Source organism: Streptomyces venezuelae ATCC 10712 (assembly GCF_008639165.1).
Lineage (GTDB): Bacteria > Actinomycetota > Actinomycetes > Streptomycetales > Streptomycetaceae > Streptomyces > Streptomyces venezuelae.
Genome location: NZ_CP029197.1, coordinates 3,537,477 through 3,558,082, shown reverse-complemented (window position 1 = coordinate 3,558,082; position 20,606 = coordinate 3,537,477). Strand labels below are relative to the sequence as shown.

Genomic DNA, 20,606 nt, shown 5'->3' with positions numbered 1-20,606 from the left:
GCGCCTACGCACGGTAAATTTCAGGCCATGCCACGTGGACGCCACCGCCATTCCCCGCCTCTGCACAAGCTGCTGCCGCCCTCCGCGGTCGCCGGCGCCGCGGTCGTGTGCGCCGCGGCCGCCTGGCTCCCCGGCGGCCCGCTCGTCGCACGGCTGCTCGCGGCCGCCGCGGCCGCGGCGGCCGTCACCGGTGCCGTCCTCATGCGCAGTTGGGACCGGAGCGCCGGTCTGAAGGTCGCCGAACTCGACCGGGCCCGCGCCGCCGACCAGTGGAAGGCCGAGGAGCGGCTCGCCGAGCTGGAGTCCGACCTGGAGGAGGCCCGCGCGCTGCGCTCCCGGCTCGACGCCAAGCTCCGCGCCAAGCGGGTGGAACTCGCCGGGCTGCGCGGCGAGCACGCCGACCTGCTCCGCCGGTACGCCACCGCGGAGACCGAGCGGGCCAGCGCGCTCGAAGGCGCCCGCCTGCTCGCCCTGGAGTCGGCGGCCGGTACGACCTCCGGCGCCGTCAAGGAGTTGACCGCCGGCGGCTCCGCGCCCACGCCCGAGGCCTACCGCCGCGCGGCCCAGGCCCTGCGCGACCTCCCGCGCAACGCGGCCGCGCAGCAGGCCCGCCGCACCGCCGAGGCCGCACGCGCGCGTGACCTCGCCGAGCGGGCCCGCGAGACGGAGGAGCCGCAGGGGAAGCACGCGGCGGCCGCCGGAACCGAGCACGCCCGACCGGCCGCCGCCCTCGCCCTCCCGGCCGCCGCCCCCATGGTCCCCGCGGTGCCGACCGCGTCCGCGATCGTGCCGTACGCGGCCCGTCGGCCCGTTCCGCGCCCCGAGGGGGGCTTCGACTTCTTCGGTACGCAGAAGGCCGCGGCGGCCATCGAGGCCGTGCAGAACACCGATCTCGCGGACGTCGTGGGCGAGGAGGTCCTCGAAGAGGCCCTCGCCGCGCAGGCGGCGCTCGGCGCGCCGCTCCTCACGCCGATCAGCCCGACCGGGACCCCGGTCGACCCGCTCGCTCCGCGGCCGTCGCAGGCGGTGGGCCAGGTCATCGACCTGACGGCCCACGACGAGACGGAACAGCTGGACGTCGCGGAACTCCGCGGCGCGGTCAACTCCTGACACCACGCCGGGGGCGGGGCTACTTGTCGATGTCGCCCACGACGAAGAACAGGGAGCCCAGGATCGCCACCATGTCCGCGACCAGCGTCCCCGGCAGGAGTTCGACCAGCGCCTGGATGTTGTTGAACGACGCCGAGCGCAGCTTCAGCCGGTAAGGGGTCTTCTCGCCCTTCGAGACCAGGTAGTAGCCGTTGACGCCGAGCGGGTTCTCCGTCCAGGCGTACGTGTGGCCCTCCGGCGCCTTGAGCACCTTCGGCAGCCGCTGGTTGATCGGCCCGGGCGCCAGCTCCGCCATCCGGTCGAGGCAGGCGTCGGCCAGGTCCAGGGAGTTGTGGGTCTGGTCGAGGAGGCACTCGAAGCGGGCGAGGCAGTCGCCCTCCGAGCGGACGGCGACCCGCAGGGTCTCCTGGAGCTCCCCGTACGCCAGGTAGGGCTCGTCGCGGCGCAGGTCGAAGTCGACGCCCGAGGCGCGGGCGATCGGCCCCGACACCCCGTACGCGTGGACCGCCTCCGGCGACAGCACGCCGACCCCCCGCGTACGGCCCCGGAAGATCTCGTTGCCGAGGACCAGCCGGTCGTACACGTCCATCCGCGAGCGGACGTCCGCGACGGCCTGCCGCGCCCGCCCCAGCCATCCGGCGGGCAGGTCCTCCTTGAGGCCGCCGACCCGGTTGAACATGTAGTGCATCCGGCCGCCGGAGACCTCCTCCATCACGGCCTGGAGTTCCTCGCGCTCGCGGAAGGCGTGGAAGACGGGGGTGATGCCGCCCAGTTCGAGGGGGTACGAGCCGAGGAACATCAGGTGGTTGAGGACCCGGTTCAGCTCGGCGAGGAGCGTACGGGTCCACACCGCGCGCTCCGGGACCTCCATGCCCAGCATCCGCTCGACGGCCATGACCACGCCGAGCTCGTTGGAGAAGGCGGAGAGCCAGTCGTGACGGTTGGCCAGCATGATGATCTGCCGGTAGTCCCGCGCCTCGAAGAGCTTCTCGGCACCGCGGTGCATGTAGCCGATCACCGGCTCGGCCTGCTGTACGACCTCGCCGTCGAGCACGAGCCGGAGCCGGAGCACACCGTGGGTCGAGGGATGCTGCGGCCCGATGTTCAGCACCATGTCGGTGCTCTCCGCCGCGCCGCCGATGCCGACCGTCGTCTCCGTCATGCGGTCAGTATCCCCCGTGCCCCGGCCGCCCCGTGCCCTGCGTCCCGCCCTCCCCGCCGGGCCGCCCCGGCACCCGCCGGGTCAGCCACAGGAAGTCGCCGAGGCCGCCGCGGGCGGTGAGCTCGGCGGCCTCCCCGGCGGAGGAGAGCGCGCGGAGGTAGGCGGTGGGATCGGCCGAGGCGAGGGAGAGCGGCGGCCGCCCGCCGGACACCCCGAGCCGCCCGAGCGCCTCCCGCTGCGTGACGATCCCGGCCTCCGGCCACCCGCCGCCCCGGGACCCGGACGCGCCGTGCCCACCGGCCGCCTCCGGATCCCCGCCGCCGTGACCCGCGGCCGCCTCCGAAGCGCCGCCGCCGTCGCCACCCGCCGCCGCGCACGCGTCCAGGGCCACGTGGGACGTCAGGTCGCAGCTGCCGTCCGGGACCGGGGGGACCTCGCGGCCCGCGCGGAAGCCGGTCAGGGAGCCGAAGGGCGGCCTGGACTCCCGTACGTGCGCGTAGTCCACGGCCACCGCCCGGCCCGCCGCCAGCGACCCGACCGCCGCGGCCCAGGCCTCGTCGCGGGGCCGGCCGATCTCGGCCCGCGCGCCCGGCTCCCGCAGCGGCCACCAGCGGGCCAGCCACTCCGCGTCCGGTCCTGAGACGGGCCCGCCGAGCCGTTCCGTGCCGTCCGTGCGGACCTCCACGTACCGGACGGTGCCCTCGGCGTCCGCCTCGGCCACGTCCACCGGCACGTTGTCGAGCCACTCGTTCGCGAAGACCAGCCCCCGCACCCCCGAGGGCAGCCGGTCGCTCCACTCGATCCGGGGGTCCAGCCCCGCGGGCCGCGGCGCGCGCTCCACGGCGTACGGCCGGACCGTGAGGTCATGGGCGTCCCCGGCCACGGCGAGGACCCCCGTGAGCAGCTCCCCGCGCCCCGCGCCCACGTCGACGAGGTCGATCTCGGTCGTCCCCAGCTCCTCCGCGACCTCGGCGAGCAGCCGGGCCACGGCCGCCGCGAAGAGCGGGGAGGCGTGCACCGAGGTGCGGAAGTGCCCCACCGGTCCCTCCGGGCGCAGATAGAAGCCCCCGGGGCCGTAGAGCGCCCGTTCCGTGGCCTGCCGCCACCCCTGCCACTGACACGTCTCATCCGTCACGCGCCCCAGTCTCCACCTCGGGGAGTACGGGCTCCGCGTCAAGGATCGACCCCACGGTTGATCCCTGCACCTATCCGCCTTCCCTACTCTGGGTGACGTGCAGCGCCTCTACGACTTCATCCGCAGACACCCGACGGGCGTCGACACCTTCTGGGGCGTCGTCCTCCTCGGGTTCTCCTTCCTGTGGGTGGTGTCAGCCGGCCCGGTCGAGGGCCACCCCGTGGGGTACGTGCTCGTCGCCGTGCTGTTCTCCCTGGTCGTGGCCCTGCGGCGACGGGTGCCGGAGAAGATGCTGCTGCTCGCGGTCGGTCTCGGCCTCGCGCAGCTCGCCCTCGGTCTGGTGCCGTTCTTCGCCGATTTCGCCATGCTCGTGATCATCTACACGGTCGCGGCGCACGACGGACCCCGCTGGGCCTCCCGGCTCGCGCTCATCGGCGGCCTCTCCGCCGCGACGCTCTCCCAGCTGAGATGGCCCATGGAGGGCCCCGGGTCCAACGCCGCCAAGGTCTTCTTCACGATCATCATGACCGTGCCGTTCGCGCTGGCCTGGGTGCTCGGCGACTCGCTCCGCACCCGCCGCGCCTACTTCGCGCAGCTGGAGGAGCGGGCCTCCCGGCTGGAGCAGGAGCGTGAGGCGCAGGCCAAGGTGGCCGTCGCCGCCGAGCGGGCCCGGATCGCCCGCGAGCTGCACGACGTCGTCGCGCACAACGTCTCCGTGATGGTGGTCCAGGCCGACGGCGCCGCCTACGTGATGGACTCCTCCCCGGAGACGGCCAAGCAGGCGCTGGAGACCATCTCCAGCACGGGCCGGCAGGCGCTCGCGGAGATGCGCAGGCTGCTCGGCATCCTGCGGACCGGCGAGCACCAGGAGGCCGGGGAGTACGTGCCGCAGCCCGACGTGAAGCAGATCGAGGACCTCGTCGAGCAGGTGCGGGGCGCCGGTCTCACCGTGGACTTCGCCATCGAGGGGAGCCCGCGTCCGCTGCCCAGCGGCGTCGAGCTCACCGCGTACCGGATCGTGCAGGAAGCCCTCACCAACACGCGGAAGCACGGCGGTCCGGATGTCGGCGCCAGCGTCCGGCTGGTGTACTTCGACGACGGTCTCGGGCTGCTCGTCGAGGACGACGGCCGGGGAGCCCCGCAGGAGATGTACGAGGACGGCGGCGCCGACGGCCGGGGCCACGGTCTGATCGGCATGCGGGAGCGGGTCGGCATGGTCGGGGGCACGCTGGACGCCGGTCCGCGTCCTGGTGGAGGCTTCCGGATCAGTGCCCTGCTTCCCCTCAAGCCCGCTCTCTGACGACGACGAAGGAATCTGATGTCCATCCGCGTGATGCTTGTCGACGACCAGGTGCTGCTGCGCACCGGTTTCCGCATGGTGCTGGCCGCCCAGCCGGACATGGAGGTCGTGGCGGAGGCGGGCGACGGGGTCGAGGCGCTGGAGGTACTGCGTTCGACGGCGGTCGACGTGGTGCTGATGGATGTGCGCATGCCCAAGCTGGACGGGGTGGAGACGACCCGCCGGATCTGCTCGCAGCCCGACCCGCCGAAGGTGCTGATCCTGACCACCTTCGACCTCGACGAGTACGCGTTCTCCGGGCTCAAGGCGGGGGCGAGCGGCTTCATGCTGAAGGACGTGCCGCCGGCGGAGCTGCTCGGGGCGATCCGTTCGGTGCACAGCGGGGACGCGGTGGTGGCGCCTTCGACGACCCGCCGTCTCCTCGACCGCTTCTCGCCGATGCTGCCGTCCTCGGGCAAGGAGCCCGAGCACAAGGAGCTGGGGCGTCTGACGGACCGGGAGCGCGAGGTGATGCTGCTGGTCGCGCAGGGCCTGTCGAACGGCGAGATCGCCGCCCGGCTCGTCCTCTCCGAGGCGACGGTGAAGACCCATGTGGGCCGCATCCTGACCAAGCTGGGCCTGCGCGACCGGGTCCAGGTCGTGGTCCTGGCGTACGAGTCGGGTCTGGTCCGGGCGGGCGGCGGCGCGGCGGGCTGAGCCGTGACGCTGCTGTGGATCAACGGTCCGTTCGGCGGTGGCAAGACCCAGACCGCGTACGAGCTGCGGCGACGGCTGCCGGGCAGCGTGGTGTGCGACCCGGAGCACGTCGGCTTCGGGCTGCACCGGGCGCTGCCGCCGTCGCTGCGCGGGGACTTCCAGGACCTGGCGGCCTGGCGGCAGGGCGTGTACGAGGTGCTGGACCTGGCGCTGCGGCGGTACGAGGCGGGGCCGGTGATCGTGCCGATGACGCTGACCGATCCGGGGTACTTCGCCGAGATCGTCGGCCGGCTGCGCACGGACCACGGCGCGGACCGGGTGCACCACGTCGCGCTGCTCGCCGAGCGGGAGACGGTCCTGGGGCGGCTGGTGGAGCGGGGCCTGGGGCGCGGTCTGAAGCGGGAGAGCTTCGCCGTGGCCAAGCTGGACGAGTGCCTGGAGCGGCTCGCGGCGCCGGAGTTCGCCCACCACGTCCGTACGGACCGGCTGACCGTTCCGGAGGTCGCGGACCGGGCCGCGGAGCTGGCCGGGCTGCGGCCCGTGCCGAACACGGACGGGCCGCTGCGGCACCGGCTGCGGCGGATCCGGGTGGGCCTCTCCCACCTCCGCTTCGACTGAACCCGCACCCCCCAGGAACGCCGGGTGCAGGCAGGCCTACCGGAGCACGCTCTCCAGGAAGTCGCTGCCGAGGCGGGCGACGACGGAGAAGTCGAGCTGGTGCAGCACGTACCGGCCGCGGCGCTGGGTGGTGAGCAGGCCGGCCTTCTTCAGGACGGAGAGGTGCCGGGAGACCTCGGGGGCGGTGATGCCGTACGCGTCGGCCAGCTCGCTCGTCGAGTACGGGCCGCGCGCCAGGTTGCGGCAGAGCCGCATCCGCATCGGGTGGGCGATGGCCTCCAGGCGCAGCTTGACCGTCTCGACGGGCTCGGCGCCGCCGACCTCCCGGGTGGCGGCGGGGTACTGGATCACCGGCTGCCAGCCGGGGGCGCTCGTCGCGAACAGATGGGGCCAGCCGAACGCGGTCGGCACGAGGGTCACAGCGGAGCCCTGCGCCTCGGTCCGGCTGTGCACCAGTTTGTCGACGACGATGCGGCTGCCGTGCGGGCCGTCCTCGAAGGAGAGCGCGGGCGAGGCGGCTGTCAGGGCCTCGGCGAGGCCCTTGCGGCGCAGCAGTTCGGTCTTGTGGCGGGCGTCGGCGGCGAGCTGGACGCGGACCCGGCGCCAGGTGTCGGCGAAGAACGCCTCGTCGCAGTCCTCCAGGAGCCGGCGGATCCACGCGCGCGTGGCGGCCGGTTCGGCCAGCATCCGCTCGACGAACGCGGCCTGGCGCGGCCCGCGGGCGGCGGCCAGGTCGAGTGCGCGGCGGCGGGACTGCTCGTCGACCAGCGGGGACGGGATGCCTTCCGCGTAGCGGCTGCTGCAGGAGATCTCCAGGGCCGCGCCGACGAACCGCTCGTCGTCCAGGCGGTCGAGGTCGTCGAGCTCCTCGGCGAGCGTCTCGCGCGGCCGGGCGGGCAGCAGGAAGTCGGAGCGGGTGGACCGCCACATGAAGTCGGCCTCGTGCAGCCGGTCCGCGAGCTCGGGCTTCATCCCGGCGGAGGTCGCGGTCGTCCAGGCGTGCAGCCGGGCGTGGTGGGCGGGCTCGGCGAGGGCGTGCAGGGCGTTGCCGAGCTCGGCCAGCGGCGAGGGGCAGAAGGTGATCCGCTCGTGCGGCAGTCCGGTGATGTCTATGGTCACGCTCACCTCCCCATGGTGCGGGGTGGGGAGGGGGAGCTGTCCCGCCGTTTGACGGCCCTCGTCAAACGTCGGGCCACCGGCCGTGGGCGCGGCGCACGGTGGGGGCATGAACGCGATGCACCAGTACGTCTTCGACGCGTACCGCGCAGCTCAGCTCGGTGAGCCGATGCCTCCGGCACCCGGGACCCATGACGTCGCCGTCCTGCGGTCGGTCCGTGACCGGCGCCGCTTCGAGCGGGTCCTCGCGGGCCGCCCGGCGCGGGGCGGCCTTCGGACGGCCGTGCGGTCGGCGGTGCGGGCCGTCCTGCGCCGCCGGCCGGGTCCGGGCGTCTGCTGACAGCCGGCCGCGGCCGGCGGCTCGACGGCACCGGACGCGGCGGGTCCGCGTTCGAGGCGCGCCCTTCAGCGGCAGCCGGGTTTCAGCGGCAGCCGGTTTCAGACGATCCGGTCGAGGAACGCGCGTACCGCCGCCCGCACGTCCTCCGCCGTCCACTCCAGGCCCGGTCCGGCCACCGTCAGCTCGGTCACGGCGACCCCCGGCGGGCCGCCCGCGCCCGGGGCGAACCAGCGCCGGAAGAGCGCCGTGCCGGTGGCCTCGGTCTGGGCGAGCGCGGCCGCCGTCAGGGTGTCGGGGTCGTACGGCAGCCAGACCTGGAACTGGTGGGTGTGCGGGGCCTCCGGGTGGACCCGGAACCACAGGCCCGCCTCCGTGAGCGCCTCCCGGACCGCGTCCGCGACCACGCGCGCGTGGGCCACGTACGAGGGCAGCCGGGGCAGCTCCACGTCCAGGCCCCGGAGCGCGGTGAGCGCCGCCGGGTACTGCTGGAAGACCTGGCCCCCGTACCGGTGCCGCCACACCCTGGCCTCGGCCATGACGTCCTCGGGGCCGGCGAGCACGGCGCCGGACATGCCGCCGAGGGACTTGTAGAACGACACGTAGACGCTGTCGGCGAGCCCCGCGATCTCGGCGAGCGGGCGGCCGAAGTGGGTCGGGCACTCCCAGAGCCGCGCCCCGTCGAAGTGGACCACGGCGTCCCGTTCCCTGGCCGCGGCCACCACCTCGGTCAGCTCCTCCCAGGTCGGCAGCACGAAGCCGGCGTCCCGCAGCGGCAGCTCCAGCATCAGCGTCCCGAAGGGTTCCGGGTGGTCCCGTACCTCCTCGGCCGTCGGCAGCCGGGGGGCGTCGGTCGGGTGGACCGTACGGAGTCCGGAGACGGCTCCGAGCGCGCCGCCCTCGTGGACCTCGGGGTGGGCGAGCGGGTGGAGGGCGACGACGGGGTTGCCGGTCCGCCCGGCCCAGCAGCGCAGTGCCACCTGCTGGGCCATGGTGCCGGTGGGGAAGAAGACGGCGGCGGGCATGCCGAGCTCCTCGGCGACGCGCCCCTCCAGCTCCTCGACGAGCCCGTCGCCGTAGCTGTCGAGCGGTGCCTCGCCGTGGCCGGAGGACTCGGCCCAGTCGGCGAGCTCACGCAGCCGCGGGCCCACCGGGCCGTCCACCTGGGTGCGCCACAGGGTGCGTTCGGCGCCGCCCCAGACCTTCGCCCGGTGGTGCCGGGCCGCTTCCGGGTCCACGGCGTCCGGGGCGTTCACGGTGTCCACATCGTCCACAGGTTCCATGGAGCGATCATCACACCACCGCCCACACCCTGTGGACAGCCACGGAGCAGCGCGAAACGCTGGCGTAGCATGACCAGAAATCGTCCGGTACCCGCCGAGGACTGGAACGGAAGGCCGTCCCCACCGTGAACGCACCAGCAGCGCCAGAGCCCCGAGCCGAGGACCGACCCGCCCGGCTGACCGTCGGCGTCGTCGGCGCCGGCCGCGTGGGCCCCGCCCTCGCCGCCGCCCTCCGCCTCGCCGGGCACCGCCCCGTCGCCGTCTCGGCGGTCTCCGACGCCTCCCGCCGCCGCGCCGCCGAGCTCCTGCCCGACGTCCCCGTCGTGGAGCCCGCGCGCGTCCTCGCCCTCGCCGACCTGGTCCTGCTGACCGTCCCGGACGACGCGCTGCCCGGCCTGGTCGAGGGCCTCGCCGACACCGGGGCCGTACGACCGGGCCAGCTGCTGGTGCACACCTCCGGGCGGTACGGGGCACGGGTCCTCGACCCCGTCCGGCGGGCCGGAGCCCTGCCGCTTGCCCTGCACCCCGCCATGACCTTCACCGGCACCCCGGTCGACGTCCAGCGGCTCGCCGGCTGCTCCTTCGGGGTCACCGCGCCCGCGGAGCTGCGGCTCGCGGCCGAGGCCCTGGTGATCGAGATGGGCGGCGAGCCCGAGTGGATCGCCGAGGAGGCCCGCCCGCTGTACCACGCGGCCCTGGCGCTCGGCGCGAACCACCTGGTCACCCTGGTGGCCCAGTCGATGGAGCTGTTGCAGAAGGCCGGGGTCGCCGCCCCGGACCGGATGCTCGGCCCACTCCTCGGGGCCGCCCTGGACAACGCGCTGCGGTCCGGGGACGCGGCCCTGACCGGCCCCGTCGCCCGCGGTGACGCCGGCACGGTCGCCGCCCACGTCACCGAGCTGCGCAAGCACGCGCCCGGCACCGTCGCCGGCTATCTGGCGATGGCCCGCACCACCGCCGACCGCGCGCTCGCGCACGGCCTGCTCAAGCCCGAGCTGGCCGAGGACCTGCTGGGCGTCCTCGCCGGCGACAGCACCACCACCGCCGCCGACGGGCCGCAAGGAGACGACCGATGAGCCTGTTCGCCCGCGAGAGCGCCGACGGCGGCCGGTCCGTCCGCCACCAGCCGGCCGAGCTCCTGCGCACGGCCGAGGAGCTCCGCGCCGCCGCCGCCCGCTTCGGGACCCCCGGGGCGAACGCCGTGGTCATGACCATGGGCGCCCTCCACGAGGGCCACGCCACCCTGATCCGGACGGCGCGCGAGCGCGTCGGCGACCAGGGCTTCGTCGTCGTCACCGTCTTCGTCAACCCGCTCCAGTTCGGCGCAGGAGAAGACCTCGACCGCTACCCCCGCACCCTCGAAGCCGACCTCGAGGTGGCCTTCGAGGCGGGCGCGAGCGCCGTCTTCGCGCCCTCCGTCGACGAGGTCTACCCGGGCGGGGAGCCCCAGGTCAGGATCACCGCGGGCCCCATGGGCGGGCTCCTCGAAGGCGCCTCCCGGCCCGGGCACTTCGACGGCATGCTGACCGTCGTCGCCAAGCTGCTCCACCTCACCGCCCCCGACCTGGCGTTCTTCGGGCAGAAGGACGCCCAGCAGCTGGCCCTGATCCGCCGGATGGCCCGCGACCTGAACTTCCCGGTGGAGATCGTCGGCGTGCCGACCGTCCGGGAAGGCGACGGCCTCGCGCTGTCCAGCCGCAACCGCTACCTGTCGGCCGCCGAGCGGCGTACCGCCCTCGCGCTGTCCGGCGCGCTGTTCGCCGCCCGTGACCGGCTCGCCGCCCAGGAGGCGCTCCGCGCGCGTGCCGAGGCCCTGCCCGGCGCCCAGAATCGTGGCGAGGGCCGCGCCGAAGGGCTCTCCCGGCTCGGCGAGGCCCGGGCCGCCGCCGACGCCCACGCGGTCGCGCAGGCCGCCGAGGGCTGCGGCGCCGAGGCCGTGCGGGCCGCCGCCCGCGCCGTCCTCGACGACGCGGCGAAGGCCGACCCGCCGCTCGTGCTCGACTACCTCGCCCTCGTCGACCCGGCCGACTTCACCGAGGTCTCCGACGACCACGACGGCGAGGCGATCCTCGCCGTCGCCGCCCGCGTCGGCGCCACCCGGCTGATCGACAACCTCCCGCTCCTCCTCGGAGCCACCCTCTCCACCACGTTCGGAGCCACCCAGTGACCGGAATACGGCTGCACGCCCCCGCACCCGGCTGGGCCATCGACGCCGACGTCGTCGTGGTCGGCTCCGGCGTCGCCGGCCTCACCGCCGCGCTGCGCTGCACCGCCGCCGGGCTCCGTACCGTCGTCGTCACCAAGGCCCGGCTCGACGACGGCTCCACCCGCTGGGCCCAAGGCGGCATCGCGGCCGCGCTCGGCGAGGGCGACACCCCCGAGCAGCACCTCGACGACACCCTCGTCGCCGGTGCCGGGCTGTGCGACGAGCGGGCCGTGCGGGTCCTCGTCACCGAGGGCCCCGACGCCGTCCGCCGGCTGATCGAGACCGGCGCCGACTTCGACAAGACCGCCGACGGCGCGATCGCGCTCACCCGCGAGGGCGGCCACCACCGCCGCCGCATCGCGCACGCGGGCGGGGACGCGACCGGCGCCGAGATCTCCCGCGCCCTGGTCGAGGCGATACGGGACCGGGGCGTGCGCACCATCGAGCACGCCCTCGTCCTGGACCTCCTCACGGACGCCGAGGGCCGTACGGCGGGCGTGACCCTGCACGTCATGGGCGAGGGTCAGCACGACGGCGTCGGCGCGGTCCACGCGCCCGCGGTGGTCCTCGCCACCGGCGGCATGGGCCAGGTCTTCTCCGCCACGACCAATCCGGCGGTCTCCACCGGCGACGGCGTCGCCCTCGCGATGCGCGCCGGGGCCGAGGTCTCCGACCTGGAATTCGTCCAGTTCCATCCCACCGTGCTCTTCCTCGGCGCAGGTTCCGAGGGCCAGCAGCCGCTGGTCTCCGAGGCGGTGCGGGGCGAGGGCGCCCACCTGGTCGACGCCGACGGCGTCCGCTTCATGCTCGGGCAGCACGAGCTGGCCGAGCTCGCGCCCCGCGACATCGTCGCCAAGGCGATCACGCGCCGGATGCAGGAGCACGGCACCGAGAACATGTACCTCGACGCCCGCCACTTCGGCGCCGAGATGTGGGCGGAACGCTTCCCCACGATCCTCGCGGCCTGCCGCGCCCACGGCATCGACCCGGTGACGGAGCCGATCCCGATCGCCCCGGCCGCCCACTACGCCTCCGGCGGCGTCCGCACCGACCTGCACGGCCGGACCACCGTCCCGGGCCTGTACGCCTGCGGCGAGGTCGCCTGCACGGGCGTCCACGGCGCCAACCGGCTCGCCTCGAACTCGCTCCTCGAAGGCCTGGTGTTCGCCGAACGGATCGTCGAGGACATCACCGCCGCCGCCCCGCGCGTGGCGGGCCCCCCGGCGCCGCACCCGGCCCCGGTGACCCTGCCGCTGCCCGTGGCGGGCGCCCGGCTCCGGGTCCAGCGGATCATGACGGCCGGCGCCGGAGTACTGCGCTCCGAGGACAGCCTGCGGGAGGCCGCCGAGGCCCTCGACGCCCTGCACAGCGACGCCCTGGCCGGCGGCACCGACGACACGAAGGCCGGCGAGCCGGGCGTGGACTCCTGGGAGACCACCAACCTGCTGTGCCTCGCCCGGGTGCTGGTCGCCGCCGCCCGCCGCCGCGCGGAGACCCGCGGCTGCCACTGGCGCGAGGACCACCCGGACCGCGACGACACGGACTGGCGCCGGCATCTCGTCGTACGCCTGAACCCGGACCGGACCCTCGACGTCCGGACGACCGCCACGCACGACTTTCCCCCCACATCCGATGCCCCAGGGAGCGCTCAGTGACCACGCCCGAGGAAGCCCGTCCGCAGCCCGTGGACGTCCCTCTGATCCAGATCAACTCGGTCGCCTCCGACGAGGAGGCCGGTGGCTGCGGCGACGGCTGTGGCTGCGGCGGCGCCGAGGAGTTCGAGTGCGGGCTCGACCCCGCGCTCGCCGAGCTCCTCGCGGACGCCGGCCTCGACCCCGTACAGGTCGAGGACATCGCCCACCTCGCGATCGCCGAGGACCTCGACGGCGGCGTCGACGTGACGACCGTGGCGACCGTCCCCGAGGACGCCGTCGCCACCGCCGACTTCACCGCCCGCGAGGCCGGTGTCGTGGCCGGCCTGCGGGTCGCCGAGGCCGTGCTGTCGATCGTCTGCGACGACGAGTTCGAGGTCGAGCGGCACGTCGAGGACGGCGAGCGCGTCGAGGCCGGCCAGGTGCTCCTCAGCGTCACCGCCCGCACCCGCGACCTGCTCACCGGCGAGCGCAGCGCGCTCAACATCCTGTGCCGCCTCTCCGGCATCGCCACCGCCACGCGCGCGTGGGCGGACGTCCTGGAGGGCACGAAGGCCAAGGTCCGCGACACCCGCAAGACGACGCCGGGCCTGCGCGCCCTGGAGAAGTACGCGGTCCGCTGCGGCGGCGGCGTCAACCACCGCATGTCGCTCTCCGACGCGGCCCTGGTGAAGGACAACCACGTGGTGGCGGCCGGCGGCGTCGCCGAGGCCTTCAAGGCCGTGCGCGAGCTCTTCCCCGAGCTGCCGATCGAGGTCGAGGTCGACACGATGCACCAGGTCCGTGAGGTCCTGGACGCCGGCGCGGACCTGATCCTGCTCGACAACTTCACCCCGGTGGAGACCGAGGAGGCCGTCGCCCTGGTGGCGGGCCGCGCGGCCCTGGAGTCCTCCGGCCGCCTCACCCTGGAGAACGCGGCGGCGTACGCGGCGACCGGCGTGGACTACCTGGCGGTCGGCGGCCTCACCCACTCCTCCCCGATCCTCGACATCGGCCTCGACCTGCGCGAGGTGCGGGCCTGATGCTGCTCACCATCGACGTCGGCAACACGCACACGGTCCTCGGTCTCTTCGACGGTGACGAGATCGTCGAGCACTGGCGGATCTCCACCGATCCGAGCCGCACCGCCGACGAGATGGCGGTCCTGCTCCAGGGCCTCATGGGCATGCACCCGCTGCTCGGCGTCGAGCTGAGCGACGGCATCGAGGGGATCGCCATCTGCGCGACGGTCCCCTCGGTGCTGCACGAGCTGCGCGAGGTGACGCGGCGCTACTACGGGGACGTTCCGGCGGTCCTGGTGGAGCCGGGCGTCAAGACGGGCGTCCCGGTCCTCACGGACAACCCCAAGGAGGTCGGCGCGGACCGCGTGATCAACGCGGTCGCCGCCGTCGAGCTCTACGGCGGCCCGGCGATCGTCGTCGACTTCGGTACGGCGACGACGTACGACGCGATCACCGCGCGCGGGGAGTACGCGGGCGGGGCGATCGCGCCGGGCATCGAGATCTCGGTCGAAGCCCTCGGGGTCAAGGGCGCGATGCTCCGCAAGATCGAGCTGGCCCGGCCGCGGAGCGTGATCGGCAAGAACACGGTCGAGGCGATGCAGTCCGGCATCGTCTACGGCTACGCGGGCCAGGTCGACGGCGTGGTCTCCCGGATGAAGCGGGAGCTGGTCGGTGCCAGCGGCGATCCGTCGGACGTGACGGTGATCGCGACGGGCGGCCTGGCGCCGATGGTGCTCGCGGACTCCAAGGAGATCGACGAGCACGAGCCCTGGCTGACCCTGATCGGCCTGCGCCTGGTGTACGAGCGGAACGTCTCGCGCATGTGAGGGGCGGTGCCGCGCGGGGCACCGGGCCCGGCGGGCCCGGGCCGCACCGACGCGCCGGAATGATCGCTAAGAGGAAATTGTCCGATTAGCGCGTATCGTCGGCCCATGCCCACGCCATACGGATCCCGCGGCGGCATGGCGTTCAGCGCGGACGAGCTGCGTGTGCTCCGCCGTGCCCTCGCCATCGCCCTCCACCCCGCCACCCTCCAGGACGAGGACGTCCAGGACGCGCTGAGTCTGGCCGCATCCGTGGACGAGGCCGTGCGCGAGGCCGGCCGGCTGCGCGCCTTCCTCCTCGACGACCTGGCCCGCTACCGCGAGGCGCTCCCCGGGTCGCTCAGCGGCTACCTGGAGCTCCTCCAGGAGGCGCTCGCCACCGGGTACGACCCCGCGGCCGACGACCTCGCCGCCCTGCGCGCCCTGCGCCACAACCCCGCGGCCGCCGCGGTCCTCGCCCGCTGCCAGGTCCTCGCCGAGCGCTCCGTACGCGCGCGCCTGGCCCGGGTCTCGCAGGCCACCGCCACCTCCGCGCCCATCGGCCCGCGGGTCCGGCTGCTCGCCCTGCCCGGCGGGCGTACGGCGGCCGACGAGCCCAAGCCCGAGCCGCCCGCCCCGGCGGAGCGCCCGGTGCCCAAGCCGTCCGAGGTCTTCCCGCCGCGCCGAAGGCCGGTACCCCCGCCCCCGCCCGAGGAGCGGGTCGCCGGATAGCTACTCTGGTCGGCATGGACTACGTATCCGCGCTCCTGCCCCCCATCGTGATGGCGGCCTTCTTCATCGCCCTCGTCACCGTGATCGTGAAGAGCCAGGGCGGTTCGAACAAGGCCAAGGAGGACGCGGCCGTGGACGCCGCGCTCGCCCGCGCCGAGGCCGCCCGCCAGGCGGACGGCGCCACCGCCGGCTGAGCCGCCGGACGCCGGCGGCACCAAGGACGTACGGCCTTTCGAGGTCGTGCGTCCTTTTCGTTGCGTTTCTTTCCGTCAATGACCTCTTCTGTGCGGTTTGCGCACTAAAGTGGCGTTGTGCCCCGTCCTTTGGGAGAGCTCGAAGACGCCGTCATGACGCGCGTCTGGCAATGGAACCGTCCGGTGACCGTCCGGGAAGTTCTGGAGGACCTTCAGCAGGAACGGTCCATCGCCTACACCACCGTCATGACCGTCATGGACAATCTCCACCAGAAGGGCTGGGTCCGCAGAGAAGTCGAAGGCCGCGCCTATCGATATACGGCGGTCTCCACCCGCGCCGCATACGCGGCCGCGCTGATGAACGAGGCATGGGCCCAGAGCGACAACCCTGCCGCCGCGCTCGTCGCCTTCTTCGGCATGATGTCGCAGGACCAGCGCGAAGCCCTGAACGACGCCATCCGTATCGTCCAGCGCGACAACCCGCTTCCCGCGCCGCCCGAGGAGGGCGCCGAAGGAACCGGGGCCCAGGAGCGATAAGCGGGCCGCGGGGGCGATAGCGTCCCCCCATGTCGCCGTCTGCTTCCCCCGCCGCTTCCGCGGACTTCGCCAAAGCCGTCACCGTACGCAGGGCCCGCACCGGAGATGTCGCCGCGGTCCGCCGTCTCGTCGACCCCTTCGTCCGGCGCGGCATCCTGCTCGACAAGGCGACCGTCACCCTTTACGAGTCCATCCAGGAGTTCTGGGTGGCGGAACGCGACGAGGACGCCACGGTCGTCGGCTGCGGCGCTCTCCACGTCATGTGGGAAGACCTCGCGGAAGTCCGCACTCTCGCCGTCGATCCCGACTTCAAGGGCGCCGGCGTCGGACATCAGGTGCTCGACAAGTTGTTGCACACCGCCCGATGGCTGGGGGTGCGGCGGGTATTCTGCCTGACCTTCGAAGTCGACTTCTTCGCGAAGCACGGCTTCGTCGAGATCGGCGAGACCCCGGTCGACGGAGATGTCTACAGCGAGCTCCTGCGTTCCTATGACGAGGGAGTCGCCGAGTTCCTCGGTCTCGAACGAGTGAAGCCGAACACCTTGGGCAACAGCCGGATGCTTCTGCACCTGTGACGCGGAACCCCGCTGAACGCCGGACGGAACCCCGCACGGAACCCTATGTCCGAATCGCGCACGTTTCCCGCGTTGTCGGGGTTCTGAACCTCTGCCAGGGGTTTGTGTTTTTCCGGGAAAAGCGGTTTCCTTTCCGCGTACTGCATTTTCGATGAAAGGAAATCCGGTGGCACAGAAGGTTCAGGTCCTTCTTGTCGACGACCTCGACGGCGTCGAGGCGGACGAGACCGTGACGTTCGCGCTGGACGGCAAGACCTACGAGATCGACCTCACCACCGCCAACGCGGAAAAGCTCCGTGGCCTGCTCGAGCCGTACACCAAGAGCGGTCGCCGCACCGGCGGTCGCACCACCGGCGGTCGCGGCAAGGGCCGCGCCGTGGCGGCGGGCAGCCCGGACACCGCGAAGATCCGCGCGTGGGCCAAGGACAACGGCTACAACGTGAACGACCGCGGCCGCGTCCCGGCCGACATCAAGGCCGCCTACGAGGACGCGAACCGCTGAGGCGACAGCTGCTGGGCCGCCGGACCCCGGGTCCGGGCACTCAGCAGCCGCACCCGGTGGCACTCCGCGGCGGCGGCGGCCACGAGACGCACCAGACAGGGGCCGTCCGCACCGCCCCACGGTGCGGACCGCAGCGCCGGCAGCGAGGACTCGACCTCGCGGCCCGGTGCCGGGGCACGCAGCCACACCGCGGCGCCCGGCGCGCCGGATCCGCCCCGCCCCGGGGGAAGGGGCGCGGTCATCCGGCCGTCGGCGCCCAGCGCCGTGAGATCCAGCGAGATACCGCCCCATTCGAGCCAGTCGAGCAGGCCCGGTAGTTCCTCGGCGCCACCCGCTGCCACGAGCAGCCGCATCCGGCTTCCGAGCAGGGCCACCGGACCCGTCGCCCGGCCCATCCTGCGCAGCACGCCGCGGCCGGCCGCCGCGGGCAGCTCCAGGACGTCGAACCGCAGCCCGGTGACCAGCTGCACCGGCGGGCCCGCCACCGTGGCCCAGCCGAGCTCGTGCTCGTACCAACGCGCCAGGCCGCCGTCGAGCGGGGTGCGGGGGAGCGGGACGGTGAAGGCCATGCCCGGGGAACTCCCGGAAGGGCGCGTTGGTTACGCCCGACGGGCCGCCACGGCACCGGTCGCGGTGACGCAGGGTCCCGCTCCGAACGCGCAAGGTGTCCGGGATGGGGCGTACGCGTGCATTCGGCAGCGCAAGGGTGTTCGCTGGTAGCGGAGGGAACCGGGGTGCGCCGCATGGAGTGTCAGTGCTTACGGGTAAGACATTCCTAGTGGAGAGGGGCGACTCGCGGGCTTCGGCGTCTCACGTTCGCCATCGGCGTACTGATGGCGCGGGTAACTACTTGGCCTGCGGGAACATCGTCTCGCACCATCGGGTTGGAGCATTTGTCGGCTGTTCGGCAGCAGGTCCCCTCGCGGAAGGTGGGGTGATCCGGACGGATGTCGGCAGTTGGAATGAGCGGTCCCCGCTTGCGGGACTAAGCTGCGGAAGGACAGGGAGGGGATCGACCCCTAACTGACTGACCGCTCTGAGGAGCGATTAACGATGTTCGAGAGGTTCACCGACCGCGCGCGGCGGGTTGTCGTCCTGGCTCAGGAAGAAGCCCGGATGCTCAACCACAACTACATCGGCACCGAGCACATCCTTCTGGGCCTTATCCACGAGGGTGAGGGTGTCGCCGCTAAGGCCCTGGAGAGCCTCGGGATTTCGCTCGAGGCGGTCCGCCAGCAGGTGGAGGAGATCATCGGCCAGGGCCAGCAGGCCCCGTCCGGGCACATCCCCTTCACCCCTCGCGCCAAGAAGGTCCTGGAGCTCTCGCTCCGTGAGGCCCTCCAGCTCGGCCACAACTACATCGGCACCGAGCACATCCTGCTCGGCCTGATCCGCGAGGGCGAGGGCGTCGCCGCCCAGGTCCTCGTGAAGCTGGGCGCCGACCTCAACCGGGTGCGGCAGCAGGTCATCCAGCTGCTCTCCGGCTACCAGGGCAAGGAAGCCGCCACGGCCGGCGGTCCTGCCGAGGGCACCCCCTCGACGTCCCTGGTCCTCGACCAGTTCGGGCGCAACCTCACCCAGGCCGCCCGCGAATCCAAGCTCGACCCGGTCATCGGGCGCGAGAAGGAGATCGAGCGGGTCATGCAGGTGCTGTCCCGCCGCACCAAGAACAACCCCGTCCTCATCGGCGAGCCCGGCGTCGGCAAGACCGCCGTCGTCGAGGGCCTGGCGCAGGCCATCGTCAAGGGCGAGGTGCCCGAGACCCTCAAGGACAAGCACCTCTACACCCTCGACCTCGGCGCGCTGGTCGCCGGCTCCCGCTACCGCGGTGACTTCGAGGAGCGCCTGAAGAAGGTCCTCAAGGAGATCCGCACCCGCGGCGACATCATCCTGTTCATCGACGAGCTCCACACCCTCGTGGGTGCGGGCGCCGCCGAGGGCGCGATCGACGCCGCCAGCATCCTCAAGCCGATGCTGGCCCGCGGTGAGCTCCAGACCATCGGTGCGACCACGCTGGACGAGTACCGGAAGTACCTGGAGAAGGACGCGGCCCTCGAGCGCCGCTTCCAGCCCATCCAGGTCGCCGAGCCGTCGCTGCCGCACACGATCGAGATCCTCAAGGGTCTGCGCGACCGGTACGAGGCCCACCACCGGGTCTCCATCACCGACGAGGCCCTCGTCCAGGCCGCGACCCTGGCCGACCGGTACATCTCGGACCGCTTCCTCCCGGACAAGGCGATCGACCTGATCGACGAGGCCGGCTCCCGGATGCGCATCCGCCGGATGACCGCGCCGCCGGACCTCCGCGAGTTCGACGAGAAGATCGCCGGCGTCCGCCGCGACAAGGAGTCCGCGATCGACTCGCAGGACTTCGAGAAGGCCGCCTCGCTCCGCGACAAGGAGAAGCAGCTCCTCGCCGCGAAGGCCAAGCGCGAGAAGGAGTGGAAGGCCGGCGACATGGACGTCGTGGCCGAGGTCGACGGCGATCTGATCGCCGAGGTCCTCGCGACGGCCACCGGCATCCCGGTCTTCAAGCTGACCGAGGAGGAGTCCAGCCGCCTGCTCCGCATGGAGGACGAGCTCCACAAGCGCGTCATCGGGCAGAAGGACGCCGTCATCGGCCTCTCGCGGGCCATCCGCCGTACGCGTGCCGGTCTGAAGGACCCGAAGCGCCCCGGTGGCTCGTTCATCTTCGCCGGTCCGTCCGGTGTCGGTAAGACCGAGCTTTCCAAGGCGCTCGCCGAATTCCTCTTCGGCGACGAGGACGCGATGATCTCCCTCGACATGTCGGAGTTCAGCGAGAAGCACACGGTTTCCCGTCTCTTCGGTTCGCCGCCCGGATACGTCGGCTACGAAGAGGGCGGCCAGCTCACCGAGAAGGTGCGCCGCAAGCCGTTCTCCGTCGTGCTCTTCGACGAGGTCGAGAAGGCCCACCCCGATATCTTCAATTCCCTTCTCCAGATCCTGGAGGACGGTCGCCTGACCGACTCCCAGGGCCGGGTCGTGGACTTCAAGAACACGGTCATCATCATGACCACCAACCTCGGGACCAGGGACATCTCGAAGGGCTTCAACCTGGGCTTCGCCGCCCAGGGCGACACGAAGTCCAACTACGAGCGGATGAAGGCGAAGGTCAGCGACGAGCTGAAGCAGCACTTCCGCCCGGAGTTCCTCAACCGTGTGGACGACATCATCGTCTTCCCGCAGCTGACCCAGGACGACATCCTCCAGATCGTCGACCTGATGATCAGCCGCGTCGACGAGCGCCTCAAGGACCGGGACATGGGCATCGAGCTCTCCCAGTCCGCGAAGGAGCTGCTCGCCAAGAAGGGCTACGACCCCGTGATGGGCGCCCGGCCGCTGCGCCGGACGATCCAGCGCGAGATCGAGGACTCGCTCTCGGAGAAGATCCTCTTCGGCGAGCTGCGCCCCGGTCACATCGTGGTCGTGGACACGGAGGGCGAGGGCGACGAGCGCACCTTCACCTTCCGCGGCGAGGAGAAGACGGCCCTGCCGGACGCCCCGCCGATCGAGGCCACGGGCGGCACGGGCCCGAACCTGTCGAAGGACGCGTAAGGCACCACGCCTGAGCAAAGGGGCGGCCCCGGAACCCGATGGTTCCGGGGCCGCCCCTTTTGCCGTGTCGT

21 protein-coding genes are annotated in these 20,606 nt (G+C 72.9%); 16 read left to right on the top strand and 5 right to left on the bottom strand.

Features of this window, described 5'->3' with window-relative positions; all coding sequences use genetic code 11:
- Window positions 1–27: 27 nt before the first annotated feature.
- Window positions 28–1,110: a hypothetical protein gene (locus DEJ43_RS16175; protein WP_015034444.1), complete on the top strand. Its 1,083-nt coding sequence runs from the start codon at window positions 28–30 to the stop codon at window positions 1,108–1,110.
- Between the two features lie 19 nt (window positions 1,111–1,129).
- On the opposite strand, the gene DEJ43_RS16170 is transcribed toward DEJ43_RS16175, so the two are convergent.
- Both DEJ43_RS16170 and DEJ43_RS16165 read right to left on the bottom strand, forming a co-directional pair.
- Entirely contained in the window at window positions 1,130–2,272 is a 1,143-nt protein-coding gene (locus DEJ43_RS16170; RefSeq protein WP_015034443.1) for an NADH-quinone oxidoreductase subunit D, read from the bottom strand.
- A 4-nt stretch (window positions 2,273–2,276) separates the two neighbouring features.
- Window positions 2,277–3,407 (bottom strand): SAM-dependent methyltransferase, encoded by a 1,131-nt coding sequence (locus DEJ43_RS16165; protein ID WP_015034442.1) that lies wholly within the window; start codon window positions 3,405–3,407, stop codon window positions 2,277–2,279.
- Between the two features lie 97 nt (window positions 3,408–3,504).
- Here DEJ43_RS16165 and DEJ43_RS16160 point away from each other — a divergent pair, with 97 nt between their 5' ends.
- The 3 genes from DEJ43_RS16160 to DEJ43_RS16150 are packed head-to-tail and all read left to right on the top strand — an operon-like array spanning window position 3,505 to window position 6,021.
- Window positions 3,505–4,707: a sensor histidine kinase gene (locus DEJ43_RS16160; RefSeq protein ID WP_015034441.1), complete on the top strand. Its 1,203-nt coding sequence runs from the start codon at window positions 3,505–3,507 to the stop codon at window positions 4,705–4,707.
- 18 nt (window positions 4,708–4,725) lie between these two features.
- Complete coding sequence (locus tag DEJ43_RS16155; protein WP_015034440.1) at window positions 4,726–5,403, top strand: response regulator transcription factor; 678 nt, start codon at window positions 4,726–4,728, stop codon at window positions 5,401–5,403.
- Between the two features lie 3 nt (window positions 5,404–5,406).
- A complete protein-coding gene (locus DEJ43_RS16150; protein ID WP_015034439.1) occupies window positions 5,407–6,021 on the top strand; it encodes an AAA family ATPase in 615 nt (204 codons plus the stop codon).
- A 36-nt stretch (window positions 6,022–6,057) separates the two neighbouring features.
- Here the strand turns inward: DEJ43_RS16150 and DEJ43_RS16145 are convergent, their stop codons facing one another.
- A complete protein-coding gene (locus DEJ43_RS16145) occupies window positions 6,058–7,146 on the bottom strand; it encodes a DUF5937 family protein (protein ID WP_041662538.1) in 1,089 nt (362 codons plus the stop codon).
- Window positions 7,147–7,246: 100 nt separating this feature from the next.
- Here DEJ43_RS16145 and DEJ43_RS16140 point away from each other — a divergent pair, with 100 nt between their 5' ends.
- Complete coding sequence (locus tag DEJ43_RS16140; RefSeq protein ID WP_051025888.1) at window positions 7,247–7,477, top strand: hypothetical protein; 231 nt, start codon at window positions 7,247–7,249, stop codon at window positions 7,475–7,477.
- Window positions 7,478–7,575: 98 nt separating this feature from the next.
- On the opposite strand, the gene DEJ43_RS16135 is transcribed toward DEJ43_RS16140, so the two are convergent.
- Window positions 7,576–8,757, bottom strand: a complete 1,182-nt coding sequence (locus DEJ43_RS16135) for a threonine aldolase family protein (RefSeq protein ID WP_015034436.1) — start codon at window positions 8,755–8,757, stop codon at window positions 7,576–7,578.
- Window positions 8,758–8,882: 125 nt separating this feature from the next.
- Here DEJ43_RS16135 and DEJ43_RS16130 point away from each other — a divergent pair, with 125 nt between their 5' ends.
- From DEJ43_RS16130 to DEJ43_RS16085, 10 genes are all read left to right on the top strand, one after another.
- A complete protein-coding gene (locus DEJ43_RS16130) occupies window positions 8,883–9,833 on the top strand; it encodes a Rossmann-like and DUF2520 domain-containing protein (protein WP_015034435.1) in 951 nt (316 codons plus the stop codon).
- Complete coding sequence (gene panC / locus DEJ43_RS16125) at window positions 9,830–10,924, top strand: pantoate--beta-alanine ligase (protein ID WP_015034434.1); 1,095 nt, start codon at window positions 9,830–9,832, stop codon at window positions 10,922–10,924. Before DEJ43_RS16130 ends, panC begins: the two co-directional genes overlap by 4 nt.
- Complete coding sequence (locus tag DEJ43_RS16120) at window positions 10,921–12,618, top strand: L-aspartate oxidase (protein WP_015034433.1); 1,698 nt, start codon at window positions 10,921–10,923, stop codon at window positions 12,616–12,618. The genes panC and DEJ43_RS16120 overlap by 4 nt, the downstream gene beginning before the upstream one ends.
- On the top strand, window positions 12,615–13,637 hold the full coding sequence (gene nadC, locus DEJ43_RS16115) for a carboxylating nicotinate-nucleotide diphosphorylase (RefSeq protein ID WP_015034432.1): 1,023 nt from the start codon (window positions 12,615–12,617) through the stop codon (window positions 13,635–13,637). The genes DEJ43_RS16120 and nadC overlap by 4 nt, the downstream gene beginning before the upstream one ends.
- The gene (locus DEJ43_RS16110; protein ID WP_015034431.1) at window positions 13,637–14,443 is read left to right on the top strand and encodes a type III pantothenate kinase; all 807 of its coding nucleotides are present in this window, start codon (window positions 13,637–13,639) and stop codon (window positions 14,441–14,443) included. Before nadC ends, DEJ43_RS16110 begins: the two co-directional genes overlap by 1 nt.
- 135 nt (window positions 14,444–14,578) lie before the next feature.
- Entirely contained in the window at window positions 14,579–15,151 is a 573-nt protein-coding gene (locus DEJ43_RS16105) for a hypothetical protein (RefSeq protein WP_041662536.1), read from the top strand.
- Window positions 15,152–15,165: 14 nt separating this feature from the next.
- A complete protein-coding gene (locus DEJ43_RS16100) occupies window positions 15,166–15,345 on the top strand; it encodes a hypothetical protein (RefSeq protein ID WP_015034429.1) in 180 nt (59 codons plus the stop codon).
- 117 nt (window positions 15,346–15,462) lie between these two features.
- Window positions 15,463–15,882 (top strand): BlaI/MecI/CopY family transcriptional regulator, encoded by a 420-nt coding sequence (locus DEJ43_RS16095; protein WP_015034428.1) that lies wholly within the window; start codon window positions 15,463–15,465, stop codon window positions 15,880–15,882.
- Between the two features lie 29 nt (window positions 15,883–15,911).
- The gene (locus DEJ43_RS16090) at window positions 15,912–16,457 is read left to right on the top strand and encodes an amino-acid N-acetyltransferase (protein WP_015034427.1); all 546 of its coding nucleotides are present in this window, start codon (window positions 15,912–15,914) and stop codon (window positions 16,455–16,457) included.
- A gap of 166 nt (window positions 16,458–16,623) precedes the next feature.
- Window positions 16,624–16,959, top strand: a complete 336-nt coding sequence (locus DEJ43_RS16085; protein ID WP_015034426.1) for a histone-like nucleoid-structuring protein Lsr2 — start codon at window positions 16,624–16,626, stop codon at window positions 16,957–16,959.
- Here the strand turns inward: DEJ43_RS16085 and DEJ43_RS16080 are convergent.
- Complete coding sequence (locus DEJ43_RS16080; RefSeq protein ID WP_015034425.1) at window positions 16,938–17,528, bottom strand: SCO3374 family protein; 591 nt, start codon at window positions 17,526–17,528, stop codon at window positions 16,938–16,940. The two genes, DEJ43_RS16085 and DEJ43_RS16080, sit on opposite strands and share 22 nt — an antisense overlap.
- Before the next feature lie 484 nt (window positions 17,529–18,012).
- Here DEJ43_RS16080 and DEJ43_RS16070 point away from each other — a divergent pair, with 484 nt between their 5' ends.
- Entirely contained in the window at window positions 18,013–20,535 is a 2,523-nt protein-coding gene (locus DEJ43_RS16070; protein WP_015034424.1) for an ATP-dependent Clp protease ATP-binding subunit, read from the top strand.
- The last annotated feature ends 71 nt before the right edge of the window (window positions 20,536–20,606 follow it).

Coding starts and splice junctions, on each gene's coding strand:
- DEJ43_RS16105 (WP_041662536.1), top strand. CDS start 14,579: ATGGCGTTCAGCGCGGACGAGCTGCGTGTGCTCCGCCGTGCCCTCGCC.
- panC (WP_015034434.1), top strand. CDS start 9,830: ATGAGCCTGTTCGCCCGCGAGAGCGCCGACGGCGGCCGGTCCGTCCGC.
- DEJ43_RS16080 (WP_015034425.1), bottom strand. CDS start 17,528: ATGGCCTTCACCGTCCCGCTCCCCCGCACCCCGCTCGACGGCGGCCTG.
- DEJ43_RS16140 (WP_051025888.1), top strand. CDS start 7,247: ATGAACGCGATGCACCAGTACGTCTTCGACGCGTACCGCGCAGCTCAG.
- DEJ43_RS16170 (WP_015034443.1), bottom strand. CDS start 2,272: ATGACGGAGACGACGGTCGGCATCGGCGGCGCGGCGGAGAGCACCGAC.
- DEJ43_RS16090 (WP_015034427.1), top strand. CDS start 15,912: ATGTCGCCGTCTGCTTCCCCCGCCGCTTCCGCGGACTTCGCCAAAGCC.
- DEJ43_RS16155 (WP_015034440.1), top strand. CDS start 4,726: ATGTCCATCCGCGTGATGCTTGTCGACGACCAGGTGCTGCTGCGCACC.
- DEJ43_RS16175 (WP_015034444.1), top strand. CDS start 28: ATGCCACGTGGACGCCACCGCCATTCCCCGCCTCTGCACAAGCTGCTG.
- DEJ43_RS16100 (WP_015034429.1), top strand. CDS start 15,166: ATGGACTACGTATCCGCGCTCCTGCCCCCCATCGTGATGGCGGCCTTC.
- DEJ43_RS16135 (WP_015034436.1), bottom strand. CDS start 8,757: ATGGAACCTGTGGACGATGTGGACACCGTGAACGCCCCGGACGCCGTG.
- DEJ43_RS16110 (WP_015034431.1), top strand. CDS start 13,637: ATGCTGCTCACCATCGACGTCGGCAACACGCACACGGTCCTCGGTCTC.
- DEJ43_RS16070 (WP_015034424.1), top strand. CDS start 18,013: ATGTTCGAGAGGTTCACCGACCGCGCGCGGCGGGTTGTCGTCCTGGCT.